Origin of the sequence: Glycomyces tenuis DSM 44171 (genome assembly GCF_000427885.1) — a bacterium.
Lineage (GTDB): Bacteria > Actinomycetota > Actinomycetes > Mycobacteriales > Micromonosporaceae > Glycomyces > Glycomyces tenuis.
In genome coordinates this window covers 25,692-39,516 of sequence record NZ_KE386602.1, presented here as the reverse complement: position 1 = coordinate 39,516, position 13,825 = coordinate 25,692, and the positions used below count along the sequence as shown (strand labels likewise).

The 13,825-nt window shown below is 70.3% G+C and carries 10 protein-coding genes; 5 read left to right on the top strand and 5 right to left on the bottom strand.

Annotation, left to right across the window (positions count from 1 at the left end; translation table 11 throughout):
* Positions 1–322 precede the first annotated feature (322 nt).
* The 3 genes from YWW_RS0126310 to ligA all read right to left on the bottom strand — a co-directional run bounded on the left by YWW_RS0126310 (position 323) and on the right by ligA (position 5,971).
* Complete coding sequence (locus tag YWW_RS0126310) at positions 323–1,282, bottom strand: sigma-70 family RNA polymerase sigma factor (RefSeq protein WP_026932409.1); 960 nt, start codon at positions 1,280–1,282, stop codon at positions 323–325.
* A gap of 105 nt (positions 1,283–1,387) precedes the next feature.
* On the bottom strand, positions 1,388–3,415 hold the full coding sequence (locus YWW_RS33285) for a putative bifunctional diguanylate cyclase/phosphodiesterase (protein WP_051326351.1): 2,028 nt from the start codon (positions 3,413–3,415) through the stop codon (positions 1,388–1,390).
* A 336-nt stretch (positions 3,416–3,751) separates the two neighbouring features.
* Entirely contained in the window at positions 3,752–5,971 is a 2,220-nt protein-coding gene (gene ligA / locus YWW_RS33280) for an NAD-dependent DNA ligase LigA (RefSeq protein ID WP_051326350.1), read from the bottom strand.
* Between the two features lie 127 nt (positions 5,972–6,098).
* On the opposite strand from ligA, the gene YWW_RS0126295 reads away from it, so the two are divergent.
* Positions 6,099–7,550 carry an alkaline phosphatase PhoX gene (locus YWW_RS0126295; RefSeq protein WP_051326349.1) on the top strand — a complete coding sequence of 484 codons (1,452 nt, stop codon included), beginning with the start codon at positions 6,099–6,101 and terminating at the stop codon, positions 7,548–7,550.
* 201 nt (positions 7,551–7,751) lie between these two features.
* Here the strand turns inward: YWW_RS0126295 and YWW_RS0126290 are convergent, their stop codons facing one another.
* Positions 7,752–8,237, bottom strand: a complete 486-nt coding sequence (locus YWW_RS0126290; protein WP_026932407.1) for a hypothetical protein — start codon at positions 8,235–8,237, stop codon at positions 7,752–7,754.
* A gap of 250 nt (positions 8,238–8,487) precedes the next feature.
* Here YWW_RS0126290 and YWW_RS0126285 point away from each other — a divergent pair, with 250 nt between their 5' ends.
* The 3 genes from YWW_RS0126285 to YWW_RS0126275 are packed head-to-tail and all read left to right on the top strand — an operon-like array spanning position 8,488 to position 10,588.
* The gene (locus YWW_RS0126285; RefSeq protein ID WP_026932406.1) at positions 8,488–9,225 is read left to right on the top strand and encodes an ABC transporter ATP-binding protein; all 738 of its coding nucleotides are present in this window, start codon (positions 8,488–8,490) and stop codon (positions 9,223–9,225) included.
* A gap of 1 nt (position 9,226) precedes the next feature.
* Positions 9,227–9,964 (top strand): ABC transporter permease, encoded by a 738-nt coding sequence (locus YWW_RS0126280; protein ID WP_026932405.1) that lies wholly within the window; start codon positions 9,227–9,229, stop codon positions 9,962–9,964.
* A 9-nt stretch (positions 9,965–9,973) separates the two neighbouring features.
* Complete coding sequence (locus tag YWW_RS0126275; RefSeq protein ID WP_026932404.1) at positions 9,974–10,588, top strand: TetR/AcrR family transcriptional regulator; 615 nt, start codon at positions 9,974–9,976, stop codon at positions 10,586–10,588.
* Here the strand turns inward: YWW_RS0126275 and YWW_RS0126270 are convergent.
* Positions 10,585–11,355 (bottom strand): VIT1/CCC1 transporter family protein, encoded by a 771-nt coding sequence (locus YWW_RS0126270; RefSeq protein ID WP_245595508.1) that lies wholly within the window; start codon positions 11,353–11,355, stop codon positions 10,585–10,587. The two genes, YWW_RS0126275 and YWW_RS0126270, sit on opposite strands and share 4 nt — an antisense overlap.
* Before the next feature lie 104 nt (positions 11,356–11,459).
* Here YWW_RS0126270 and YWW_RS34610 point away from each other — a divergent pair, with 104 nt between their 5' ends.
* Positions 11,460–13,781 carry a DUF4153 domain-containing protein gene (locus tag YWW_RS34610; RefSeq protein WP_051326348.1) on the top strand — a complete coding sequence of 774 codons (2,322 nt, stop codon included), beginning with the start codon at positions 11,460–11,462 and terminating at the stop codon, positions 13,779–13,781.
* The last annotated feature ends 44 nt before the right edge of the window (positions 13,782–13,825 follow it).

Genomic DNA, 13,825 nt, shown 5'->3' with positions numbered 1-13,825 from the left:
GGAAACCCAGGACGGGTGTGGGCCGCCCCGCTGCGCGGGGCGGCCCACACCCGTCCGTGCCGTCTCGGACGGATCACGTTCCGTCAGGCGGATGTCCGCCGGGCGGTCGGTGTTCCGGAGGAGGGGCGGGGTCGCCGGTCGGCGGGTACATCGGTGGAGGCGGGGGCGGGGGCGTCTGCCGATTCGAGGAAAGGCGGACGACCAGGACGACGATCAGCGCGATGACGGCCCCGATCACGAGCAGGCAGGCGGCGAGCACGATGAGGTGCCAGGGTTTGAGTGCGCCCAAGGGGTTCTCCGTTCATCGGGGTTCGGCGCCGGGTCATCCCTCGCGGTGTTCGGCGGGGAGGCCGAACAGGGGGAAGAGCCGGGCGGTGTCGAGGAAGTAGTTCAGGCCGGTGATGCGCCCGGCCTCGACCTCCAGGACGGTGACCGACCACGGCTCCCACACGCCCGGCGTCCCGCTCGGCTTGTAGTGGCCGAAGGCGGGCAGGCCGTTGGCGCCGACCGGGACGAGCCGCGAGTCGCGGCAGGCGCTGCCGGTGCCGAGCATGAACTCGGCGACGCCGGCCGGGCCTTGGACCCACAGCGGGAACGGCGGCATGGACAGGGCCACGTCCTGGTGCAGCAGCGAGGTCAACGCCTCCATGTCGTAGGCCTCGAAGGCGGTGACGTAGCCGTCGATGAGGCTTTTGAGCTCGGCGTCGTCGACCGTGTACTCGTCGGCGGGCGTGGGCCGGACCTTCGCCATCGTGGCCTTGGCCCGCTGGAGGGCGCTGTTGACCGAGGCGGCGCTGATGTCGAGGGTCTCGGCGGTCTCGGCCGCGGAGAAGCGCAGCACCTCGCGCATGAGCATCACGGCCCGCTGCTTGGCGGGAAGGTGCTGCACGGCGGCGACGAACGCGAGCCGCATCGACTCCTTGGCGGCGGCGTGCTCGGCGGGGTCGGCGCCGAAGGCCATCGAGTCGGGGATCGGCTCGATCCACACGTAGTCCGGTTCGGGCGCCGGCAGCGGCGTCCCGGCGTCGGAGGCGGGGGCCAGGTCCATGGGGCGCGCGCGGCGCTGAGGGCCTTTGAGCATGTCCAGGCACACGTTGGTGGCGATGCGGTACAGCCACGAGCGCAGGCTCGCGCGGCCCTCGAAGGAGTCGTACGACTTCCATGCGCGGGTGAAGGTCTCCTGGACCGCGTCCTCGGCCTCGAAGGACGAACCGAGCATCCGGTAGGCGTAGGCGCACAGCTCGCGGCGGTGCGGCTCGAAGGACTTGAGCACGTCGTTCATAGGGATACGATTCCACACGGGTACGACGAGATGAGCGCTCCCCGCGTCCTTTGCACAGCCGTGCCCAGCGAGAACACTGGTTCCTATGTGGCCCAGCGGGGTCGGTCAGCGGTCGGGTCGGTGGTGGGCGAGCCAGCGGTCGAAGTCGTCGGCGCTCATCGGCTTGGCGAAGTGCCAGCCCTGGGCGGCGGCGCAGCCCCAGTCCTCCAGCTGCTTGCGGACCTTCTCGTCCTCGACGCCTTCGGCGACGACGCCGACGTCCAGCGCCCGCCCCAGGTCGATGGTGGTGGAGACGATCGCGGCGTTGTCGGCGCGCTCGATCAGGTTGGTCACGAAGGTCTTGTCGATCTTGATCTCGGTGACCGGCAGCCGCCGCAGGTGCTGCATGGACGAGAAGCCGGTGCCGAAGTCGTCGAGGCTGATGCCCAGGCCGAGGTCCGAGAGGCGCTGGACGTTGTCGACCACGCGCCTCGGGTCGGCCATCAGGGCGCTCTCGGTGATCTCCAGCTGGAGCCTGGAGGCCTCGACGCCGTAGGTCGCGATCCTGTCGGTGAGGTAGTCGGTGAACTCCGGGGACTGGAGGTCGCGCACGCTGACGTTGACGGCCATGCGCAGCCGGTAGCCCTCGCCGTCCCAGTGCTTGAGCCGGCGCAGCGCGATGTCGACGACGCGTTCGGTGAGCATGCGCATCACCGAGGAGTGCTCGGCGGTGGCGATGATCTCGGCCGGGTTGACCATGCCCCGCACGGGGTGGTGGTAGCGCAGCAGCGCCTCGGCACCGATGACCTCGCCGGTCGCCAGGGAGATCTGCGGCTGGTAGTAGAGGTTGACGCCGGGCGCGTCGGGGTGGTCGAGGGCGCGGCGCAGGTCGCCGAGGAGCATGAGCCGCTCGGGCGAGTGGTGGTCGAACTCGGGGGCGTAGCGGGCGTAGGTGCCCGCGCGCTTCTTCGACTCGTCCATGGCGATGTCGGCGTGGCGGAACAGCGTCTGGAAGTCGCGGCCGTCGTCGGGGAAGACGGCGACGCCGACCGAGCCGTCGACCTCGATCGAGACCTCCCCGATCACGATGGCCTTGTCGAGCCTGGCGCGGATCTCGCGGGCGCATTCGAGCGGGTCGGTCATGCCGTCCAGCTCCGCCCATGCGAAGGCGAACTCGTCGCCGCCGAGGCGGGCGATGGCCTTGCCGGGCGGTTTGTCGGCCATGAAGCGCTCGGCGAGCTCGACCAGGAGCTTGTCGCCGACGTCGTGGCCGAGCGCCGAGTTCACGTCGGCGAAGCGGTCGAGGTCGAGGATCATGACGGCGACGGTGGTGCCGGTCTCCTCGGCGTCGACGAGTTTGGCCTCGGCGGCCTGCTGGAAGCCCTTGCGGTTGAGCAGGCCCGTCAGCGGGTCGCGGTCGGCCTGCTTCTCGCGTTCGGCGGCGGTCTGGAGGATGCGGTAGACGCTGAAGATGGGGATCGCCGAGGCGGCCACCAGCCACCACGACTGCACGGCCGCCGCGGCCAGGATCGGGGCGATCGCGGTCTGGGTGGCGCGCAGCGGCCATTCGCTCTTGAGCCATTGCCAGGCGTGGGTGTGCCAGGCGTCGCCGGTTCGCATGCGCATGAGCAGGGCGACCATGGCGGTGCTGGTGAGGGTCCAGGCGGCTCCGGCGGCGAAGACGCCGAAGAGCTGGGTGAGGGTGCCGGTCCACATCTGGCCGCCGGTGATGACGGTCCAGGTCAGCCAGGCGGCGGTGAGGGCCAGGGCGGTCTGGGCGATGTTGTAGACCGCGCGCCAGACCGCGTAGCCGACCTGGAGGCCGAGGAGGGCGATGGCCCCGGACTGGGCGATCAGAGCGGGCACGAACCCCCAGGTGATCATGGTGGTCAGGACGTAGACGACGAAGATGGAGGCGATCGGCGACATCCACAGCCCGCCCCAGCGGGTGGGGCGCAGTTCGGCGACGAGTGCGAGCCCGGCGGTGAGCCAGAAGGCGAAGGGCGCGTCGAAGGGGCCGACGTAGGTGGCGTCCCCGAAGACGGCCACGCCGAGAGCGCCCATCACCGCGATCGTCGTAACCGCGGCGATGAAGCCGTAATACCGGCCCGGATGCTCTCGAGGCGCAGTGTTGCGCATGAGCGTCGTGGCCATATCGCTCCTCCCACTGCCACGGCCGTCAATGGGTGACGCGCCAGAATCACCGTTGATCGACCGTGACCGACTCCTCTGTCATATCGCGAATTTCGCTCCCAGACAACGCCGGCAGCGCATGCGGCACAGATGTGACCAGGTGCGACATGCTCGTGACAGAAACCGTTGTCCACTCATCGGCGACGGCCTCGGCCCGCGCGGGCACACGCCTGCCGGCCGCCTGGGGCGGGACGAGACGACCCGGTGTGGCGGCGCGGCGCGGTTCCACGCATTGACTCTGCCTTGTTGTAACGAGGCCGCCCCCGTATGGGAATACGGATCGTTATCGGATTGTGATCATTCGGGGTCGGACTCGTCACCTTCCGGCAGGCCGTCGGCGAGCATCTGCTCGAAATCCTCGCCGGATACGACGGTAACACCGAGTTTGACTGCTTTTTCATATTTTGAGCCTGGTTTGTCGCCCGCGATCACCGCGCTGGTCTTCTTCGAGACCGAGGCGGTGACCTTTCCGCCGCGGGCCTTGACCGCGGCCGCGGCGCTCTCGCGCGTGTGGTCGGGGATCGCGCCGGTGATGACGACGGTGGCGCCCGCGAGGGTCTTGGGGACCGCATCGGCCCCCGAAGGCGCCTCGTCCCTCATGCGCACGCCCGCGGCCCGCCAGCGCTCGACGATCTCGCGGTGCCAGTCGACGGCGAACCAGTCCTTGAGGGCCGCGGCGATGGTGGGGCCGACGCCGTCGATGTCGGCCAGTTCGGCCTCGTCGGCCTCGACGATGCGGTCGAGGTCGCCGAAGTGCTCGGCGAGGGCCTGGGCGGCGACGGGGCCGACATGGCGGATGGACAGGGCGTTGATCACCCGCCACAGCGGCTGCGACTTGGCCTTCTGGAGGTTCTGGAGCATCTCCTCGGCGTTCTTGCGCGGGAGGACCTCGCCGGTCTTCTTGTCGGGCTGCCTGGCGAAGGGCGTGGCCGTCTTGTCCCGCTCGGTCTTGGGGTCGATCTTGGGGAGCCCGGAGTCCGGGTCGCGGACGACGACCTTGATCGGCAGGAGCTCGTCCATGCTCAGGTCGAAGACGCCGCCCTCGTCCTTCAGGACCGGCTCGGCCGGCTCGAGCGGCTGGACCAGGGCGGTGCAGGCGATGTAGCCCATGCGGTCGACGTCGAAGCACGAGCGGCCGACGAGGTAGAACAGGCGCTCGCGCAGCTGCGCGGGGCAGGAGCGGGCGTTCGGGCAGCGCAGGTCGATGTCGCCTTCGGCGGCCGGGGCGAGGGTCGAACCGCACTCGGGGCAGGCCTCGGGCATGGTGAAGTCGCGCTCGGAGCCGTCGCGGGCGGCGTCGACGGGCGCGACGATCTCGGGGATGACGTCGCCGGCCTTGCGCACGACGACGGTGTCGCCGATCTTGACGCCCTTGGCCTCGACCTGGTCGGCGTTGTGGAGGGTGGCGAACTCGACCTCGGAGCCGGCCACGCGGACGGGATCGAGCACCGCGTAGGGCGTGGCGCGGCCGGTGCGGCCGATCGAGACCTTGATGTCGAGGAGTTTCGTGTTGACCTCCTCGGGCGCGAACTTGTAGGCCACGGCCCAGCGGGGGGTGCGGGAGGTGGCGCCGAGGCGCCGCTGGGAGGCGATGTCGTCGAGCTTGACGACGACGCCGTCGATCTCGTGGACCAGTTCGTGGCGTTTGCCGCCGAACTCGTGGATGTAGTCGAAGACCTCGTCCATCGTGTCGACCACGCGCCAGTACGGACTCGTGGGCAGGCCCCAGGCGGCGAGGGCGGCGTAGGAGTGGGACTGGGACAGCGGCTTGAAGCCGCGCAGGGCGCCCAGGCCGTGTGAGGTGAAGCTGAGCGGCCGCTCGGCGGTCTTGGCCGGGTCCTTCTGGCGCAGGGATCCGGCGGCGGCGTTGCGCGGATTGGCGTAGGGGGCCTTGCCCGCGGCGACCTGCGCCTCGTTGAGCTGCTCGAAGGCGGCGGAGGGGAAGTAGACCTCGCCGCGGACTTCGAGCAGCTCGGGCACGTCGAAGCCGTCCGCGGCCCGCAGCTGCTGGGGGACGGCGGCGATGGTGGCGACGTTCGCGGAGACGTCCTCGCCGGTGGTGCCGTCGCCTCGCGTGGCGGCACGGGCGAGGCGGCCGTGCTCGTAGACGAGGTCGACGGCGAGGCCGTCGATCTTGAGCTCGCAGAGGTACTGGGCGCCGGCGGCCTCCTCGGACACCCGCTCGGCCCAGAGCCGGACCTCCTCCTCGCTGAAGACGTCCTGGAGGCTGAGCATCTTCTCCAGGTGCCGCACCGGGGTGAACGCCTCGGAGAACGCGCCGACCTGCTCGGTGGGCGAGTCGGAGCCCTTCAGCTCGGGGTGGCGCGTCTCGATGTCGACCAGCTCGTGCATGAGCTCGTCGAACTGGGCGTCGGAGACCGTCGGCTCGTTGTCCACGTAATAGCGGCGTCGGTGCTCGGTGATCTCGGCGGCCAAGGACTCGTGGCGCGTGCGGGCTTTGTCGAAATCGGTGTCTTCAGTGCTCACGGGACCTATTGTGGCAGCCGGGTCAGACATTCCGGGGGCGGTGAAGGCTTATGCAGGTGGTCAACTGCTGTTCATGTTCCGATTCCCTGCTTCTCCCCTGCGGTCGGAAACATCTGTGCTGACAGTGACGCAATGAGACCCGCAGAAGGAGCAGATCTTGAGCACACAGACTTCCGGGGTGGCCCCCACTGAGGGCTCGAACCGCCGCACGTTCCTGCGCCGCGGCGCGACCGCCGCGGGCGGCGGGCTGTTCGCCGTCGCGGCCATGGAGGGCATGACCATCCGGGCCGCCTCCGCCGAGGAGGGCCACAAGGACAAGGTCGCCGAGAACAACGGCGGCTACGGCGAGCTGCGCAAGTTGACCCGCACCGACCCCGAGTCGGGTTTCGAGCAGAGCCTGTGGCTGCCCGAGGAGTTCGACTTCCGCGTGTTCTCGACGGCCGGGAGCCTCATGCCCGACGGCAACACCGTGCCGCTCGGCCACGACGCGATGGCCTGCTTCGCCACCGATGACCCCAACGTCTGGCGCATAGTCCGCAACCACGAGGAGCGATCCGACGCGGGCGAGGCGGCCCCCTCCGGGCGCAAGGACAACCGGTACGACCCGCTCGGCGGTGGCGGGACCACCACGATGTGGATCCGCTGGGAACAGGACGCGCCGGTGTTCGAGAAGGCCTGGCAGTCGCTGTCGGGCACGATCGTGAACTGCGCGGGCGGGCCGACGCCGTGGCGCACCTGGCTGTCGTGCGAGGAGACCACGGCCGGGACCGGCGCGGGATGGGACGCCGAGCACGGCTACGTCTTCGAGGTGTCCGCCGACGCGCCGCAGGAGGTCGCTCCGGTGCCGCTGAAGGCGATGGGCCGGTTCGTGCACGAGGCCGTCGCGGTCGACCCGGGCACCGGGATCGTCTACGAGACCGAGGACCAGGGCACCGCCGGGTTCTACCGCTTCCTGCCGAACACGCCCGGCGAGCTCGCCGACGGCGGGCAGCTCCAGATGCTGAAGGTCAAGGACGAGTGGAACTACGACACTCGCACGGGCCAGCGGGCCAAGCGGTCCATCCCGGTCGAGTGGGTCGACATCGACGATCCGGACCCCGCCGACGCCGAAGAGGTGCCGCTCGCGGTGTTCAACCAGGGCTGGGCCCGCGGGGCGGCCGTCTTCGGGCGCCTGGAGGGCTGCTGGTGGGGCAACGGGGCGGTCTACATCGCCTCGACCTCCGGCGGCGACGAGGGCGAGGGGCAGATCTGGGAGTACATCCCCCACGGCCGCAGCGGCGGTCACCTGCGGCTCGTCTTCGAGTCCCCTGATGCCGAACTGCTGTCCTACCCGGACAACATCACCGTCTCCCCGAGCGGGAACCTGGTGCTGTGCGAGGACACCAGCCGCGACCTCCCGGCCGTGCGCGGGCTGACCCGCGACGGCGAGATCTTCCCGTTCGTCTACCACGAGGGAAGCCGGGAGTGGTGCGGGGCGACCTTCTCCCCCGACGGCAAGGTCCTGTTCGTCAACATCCAGGGCGCCACCAACGGCGACCCGACCGACCCGAGCCTGGAGCCCGGCCGCACCATCGCCATCTGGGGCCCCTGGGACAAGGGCGTGCTGTAAGGCGCTGAGCCCACACTCGAGCCAGAGCACGCTCCCCGCCGCCGGACCTCCAGACCGGCGGCCAGAAGATCCGGCCGCATGACGCACGTCCCCCGCGGCTGGCTCGCGAGACGCGAGCCCGCCCAGTCATGCGGCCGGATCTCTCGCTTTCACCGCCGGCCAGCCGCGGCTCTGACCGGTCTCGCGGCGGACCGCCCTTCCTCACCCCTCGCCGTCGGCGGGCCGTTCGGTCCCGCGCCAGCTCTCCTCTTGATCCCGGTCGAGCTCCTGGGGCGGGTAGCCGAGCAGGTGCATGTGCGCGAGCGAGACGACCTCGCTCAGCGGCACATCGGGCAGGCGGTCGAAGTCGGATGCGGAGACGTCCAGGGTGAAACCGCGCTTCGAGTCATCGGCGAGCCTGGCCGCCACCATGCAGCGGTAGACGGCCGGGCCTTCGGTCCCGAACACCGTGAGCATCACGCTCTCGATGTCGCCCCGGTGGCGCTCGAGCCACTGGGGGCGGCCGTTGGCGCTCCACTCCGGATTCTCCGTGGCGATCGCCGTCAGCCGTTCCAGTTCCGCCACGGACAGCCGCTTCACGTCCCCGCGGGTGCGAGCGCCGTAGAGCTCGATCTCGGGCCATCTGAAACTCCGCAGCAGCCGCATCGCGATCGCCTCCTTCCGCCGCCCGGTCGGCCGCGCCGTCACGCCCTCGCCTGAACGGCCCTCGTGGGCCGCGCCCGGCCGCCTTTGTCAGGTGTTCCGTCACGACCGTACGAGACGCCGGCAAGGTCCTGAGCGGTCGTGTCGGCCTCCGGGCAGCGCCCGGCGGCCTCGCCCGGGCCGGAGCATCGCGATTCGGGTGAGGGCGGGCCGAGCCGGAACTACAATAATTCATTGCATGATGAATTTCCGTGGTACCTTTAATTCATTAGTCGTTGAATTATTGGAGGCTCCCATGCCACCCGACAACCCCGCACCGCCCGCCATCGCCGTGGACCGCCTGGTCGTCGAACGCGGCGGCCGGACCGTGCTGCTCGACGTCTCCACCGCCATCCCCGCCGGGTCCGTCACCGGCCTGCTCGGCCCCTCGGGCTCGGGCAAGACCACCCTCATCCGCTCCATCGTCGGCACGCAGAAGATCAAATCCGGCACCGTCACCGTCCTCGGCGAGCCCGCCGGCTCCAAGGGCCTGCGGGGCCGCGTCGCCTACGTCACCCAGGACGCGGCGATCTACCCCGACCTCAGCGTCAAATCCAATGTGGCCTACTTCGCCTCCCTGTACGGGCGCAGCCGGAAGGAGGCGATGTCCGCCATCGACGCCGTCGGCATGCACGACCACGCGGGCCAACTGGCCGCGAACCTCTCCGGCGGCCAGAAGACCCGCACCTCGCTGGCGTGCGCCCTGGTATGCGACCCCGAGGTCCTGGTCCTCGACGAGCCGACCGTCGGGCTCGACCCGGTCATCCGCGAAGAGCTGTGGAATCAGTTCCGCGATCTCGCCGCCGCCGGGCGCACCCTCCTCGTCTCCAGCCACGTCATGGACGAGGCCGACCGCTGCGACCGGCTCCTGCTGGTGCGCGAGGGCCGGTTCATCGCCGACGACACCCCCGCCGACCTGCGCGCCTCCACCGGCTCCGCCAACCTCGAATCCGCGTTCCTCCACCTCATCCGCGAACTGGAGAGGACCAGCTGACATGTCGCTCCGCATCACGTTCATCACCGCCGGGCGCATCCTGCGCCAGCTGCTCAACGACCGCCGCACCGTCGTCCTCATCCTCGCCGTCCCGGCGCTCATCATCGCGCTCATCAGCGCCATCATGGAGGACTCGCCGCAGATGTTCGACCGCGTGGGGCTCATCCTGCTGGCGGTCTTCCCGTTCGTGATCATGTTCCTGCTGACCTCGATCACGATGCAGCGCGAACGCACAGCCGGGACGCTGGAGCGGCTGATGACCACTCCGACGGCCAAAATGGACCTCGTCGGCGGCTACGCCATCGCCTTCGGCGTGTGCGCCGCCGCGCAGACCGGCGTCGCCGCCGCCGTGGCCTACCTGTGGCTCGACCTCGACACCGTCGGCTCAGCGTGGATGGTGGCCCTCATCGCGATCGTCACCTCCGTGTTCGGCATGGTCCTCGGCCTGCTCGTCTCCGCGTTCGCCGCCACCGAGTTCCAGGCCGTCCAGTTCATGCCGGTGCTCATCGTCCCGCAGATCTTCCTGTGCGGGCTCATCTGGCCGCGGGAGGAGATGGCCGGATGGCTCCAGGGCGTCTCCGACGCGCTGCCGCTCACCTATGCGGTCAAGGCCCTCCAGCAGGTGCAGGCCTCCTCGGACCTCACCGCCGAGATGTGGGGCGACCTCGGCATCGTCGCCGGTGCGGTCGTCGTCGCAACCGTCCTCGGTGCCGCCACGCTCAGACGGCGGACCGGTTAGGCTCCGCCTGTGGTCAGAGCCAAGCGAAGCGGACGGCGGTCAGGCAAGCCCGACACCAGGACCGAGATCCTGGCCGCCGCCCGCGCCATGTTCGCGGACGAGGGGTACGAGTCGGTCAGCATGCGGCGCATCGCCGCCCAGGCCGGTGTCGACCCCTCGCTGATCCACCACTACTTCGGTTCCAAGGACGACCTGTTCCTCGCCGCCGTCGAACTGCCGCTGGACCCCGCTCCCGAGGTCGCGGCCGTGCTCAAAGAGGGAGGCGTCGAGGGCGCGGGCGGGCGGCTCATGCGCGCGTTCGTGGCCATCTGGGACGGGCCGCACTCGGACAAGCTCCTCGCCGTCGTTCGCACCAGCCTGTCCAAACCGGCGATGTCATTCGTCCTCAAGCAGATGTTCGAGCACCGCATCGTGAAGACCGTCGAGGACGTCCTCGGCGCCGAGGTCGACCATGTCGACGTCCGCGCGAACTTCGTCGCCACGCAGATCTTCGGGCTCGTCGTGGCCCGCTACATCCTCAAGCTCGAACCGCTCGCCTCATTGGGCGTCGAGGAGCTCGCCGAGACCATCGGACCGACCATCGACCGGTACCTGACGATGCCGGTCGAGCACCTCACCCGCTAGGCGGTGGCGACCCCGAACAGGGAGCCGACCGAGTAGGTGATGACCATCGTGGCCGCGCCGACGGCCATGACCCGCAGCATCGCCCGGACCGGCGGCGCCCCGCCGAGCCTCGCCGAGGTGTAGCCGGTCAGCGCCAGCGCCACGACCACCGCGAGCGCGCAGCCGAGGACGCGGACGCCCGGCGGCAGCACGCCGATCGCCACCAGCGGCAGCAGCGCCCCGCAGGTGAAGCTGACGAACGACGAGAGCGCCGCCTGCCACGGACTGGTGAGCTCCTCGGGGTCGAGCCCGAACTCGAGCTGGGAGCGGGCCCCGAGCGGGTCGAGCTCCGCCAGCTCGCGGGCGACCAGCCGCGACGTCGAGGCCGACAGGCCCCTGGCTTCGAGGCTCTCGGCCAGGTCGTCCTCGGCCGCCTCCGGATCCTCGGCCAGTTCCCTCTCGGTGGCGTCGACCAGTGTCGCCTCGGTGTCGCGCTGGGTCGAGACGGAGGTGTACTCGCCGCCGGCCATGGACAGGGCGCCCGCGACGAGCCCGGCGAGCCCGGAGACCATGATCGTGGCGCGGTCGGTGGTCGCGCCGGCGACGCCGAGGACGATGCCCGCGGTGGACACGATGCCGTCGTTCGCGCCGAGCACGCCGGCGCGCAGCCAGTTGAGGCGATTGCCGAGGGACCCCGGGCCCGTGTCGTCGCCTGCCACCACGATTCCAGTGAACCACAGGGTCGGATCCGGCGCACCGGATCGCATCCACGGCTCGAATTGCACCATTGTGGGCGGTATCCCCAGTGGTGAGGTGCTCGTTCACGATGCGAGGCCGCAGCTGAGCAGCGCGGGTGCGCTATTCTTCGGGTCCTCCGACGAGAAGGCTTCGCATGAGCACCGACGAAGAACCCCCCACGCCGCAGACGCCGGAGGACGCCGAAGGGCGTCCGGTCGCTGAACCGACTGCGGCAGACGAACCCGGCGGCACCGAGCAGAGCGCGGCTCCCGAGGCCGAGGAGGCCGCACCGGCTCCCGAGGCTGCGGACGCCGCACCGGAGCAGGACGCTCCTCCGGCCACCGCTCCCCCACCGGCGCAGATGGAATGGGCGCCGGTCCCCGCGAAGTTCGCGGACCACCCGTACACCGGGCCGGTCCAGGTCGGCCCGTACCCTCCGCAGTACCCGCCCCCGCGCAGCAGGTGGCGGATCCCCGATGTCGGAGCGCCGCAGTACATCACCTTCGCGTGCGCGCTGGTGGCGCTGTTCGGCGGCGTTGCGGCGTTCCACGGCGCGGGCGTCGGAATCGGCTTGGCGCTCACCGGCGTCGCGACGGTGGCGCTGCCGATGGTGGCGAGCGGCCGGGAGGCGCTGGCCGTCCGCGTCCCCGGCGCGGTCCTGGTCGCGGGCCTGTGGGCGGTCGCGGCGGTCCGCGACGCGGGCTGGATCGTGGGGCTGTGCGCGATCACCGCGCTGCTGCTGACCCCGCTGGTCCTCGCGCCGCCGTCCCGCTTCTCGGGGATCGCCTTGGCGGCCTTCGGGTACCTCGGCGGGCTGGCCGGCGCGTTCCGCTGGGCGAACCGGGGCTACCGGCATCCGGACCAGGAGGGCAACGCGATGCGGAACCTGCGGGTCATCACGATCACGGTGGGCCTGCTGGTGGTCTTCGGCGGCCTGTTCGCCGCGGCCGACTCGAACTTCGCCGCGATCGCGGCGAACCTGATCCCCGAGACCAACCTGCCCTCGCTGTTCTGGCGCACGGTGCTGACGTGCCTGCTGTTCGGGCTGGTCCTGCTGTGGACGTACACGGCGGTCGCGAGGCCGCGCTTCGATCCCGAGTACCCGACCGAGCCGAGGCCCGCCTCGCGCTTCGAGCTCGCGGTGCCGCTGGGGGCGCTGAACCTGCTGTTCGCGGCATTCATCGCCTTGCAGGCGAGGGTGCTGTACGGCGGCGACGAATACGTCATGGAGACCGCCGGCCTGACGATGGCCGAGTACGCCAGGAGCGGATTCTGGCAGTTGAGCGTCGTCGCGGTGCTGGCGCTGGCGGTCATCGGGGTGGCGGCGTGGAAGGCGCCGCGGCGGACCAGGGCCGATCGCTGGGTCACCAGGATCCTCCTGGGCGGGCTGTGCGTGATGTCCTTGGCGATCGTGGCCTCGGCGATGCTCCGCATGAGCCGGTACTTCGAGTCGTTCGGGCTGACGCGGCTGCGGCTGTGGGTGTTCACCGTGGAGATCTGGCTGGCGATCCTGTTCGCGCTGGTCCTGGTGTGCTGCTGGAAGCTGCGCGCGACGTGGCTGCCGCGGGCGGTCCTGGGCTCGGGGGCGGCGGTGCTGCTGGGTCTGGCGGCGGTCAACCCGGACGGGGTCATCGCGCAGTACAACGTGGACCGCTTCGAGGAGACGGGGAAGTTCGACTGGTCCTACGCGGCGGGGCTGTCGGCCGACGCCGCCGACGCGCTGGCCGAGCTGCCGGACGACGAGTACGACTGCGTCATCGGCAACACCGACCGGCGGTACGGCGGCGACCGCCCGGCGCTGGCGTGGAACTACGGCTGGGCGCACGGCCGAGCGCTGCTCGAGGAGCGTCCGGCGTCCGAGGAGTACCAATGCGACGCCTACGACTCGTACAGCGGGGACCGGCCCGGTGAGTCGGCCGAGGAGCCGCCGGACCTGGAGCCGCTCGACGAGAGCTCGGCCGCCGCTCCGGCGCCGGTTCCGGAAAGCGCCTATTTCCATTGGGACACCTGCGACATGCTCGAGCTCACCGGCGCCGAGGAGATGTTCGGGACCTCGGCCGGGGGCGACTACGGCGTCCAAGCGGACGAATCGCGGCACAACGCGTGGACCTTCGGCGCCGACGCCGATGCGGAGGAGCCGTACGGCCACCTCGAATGCGGCTACTTCGGACCCGGCTCGCGGTACCTGATCATGGTGGTGGAGCAGTGGGACGACGCGCAGCAGGCCGAGGCCGCGCTCGGCGAGGACCGCGCCTACCACGAGAGCAGCGACTACGAGGTCGCCGGGCTCGAAGGCGGGAACGGCTTCACCGCCGTGTTCGAGAGCTCGTCGTACCAGGAGTTCAAGTACTCGTTCGCGGACGGCGCCCTCGTCTTCGAGGCGAACGTGATCTCGGGGCCCGTCGACGAGCGGGCGCGGCAGGTCTGCGAGGACCTGACCGCTCAGTTGAGCGCCCTGTATCAAGAGCTTGCCTGATCGAATGTCCAACGTCATACAAAAAATATGACACCCGTAATAAC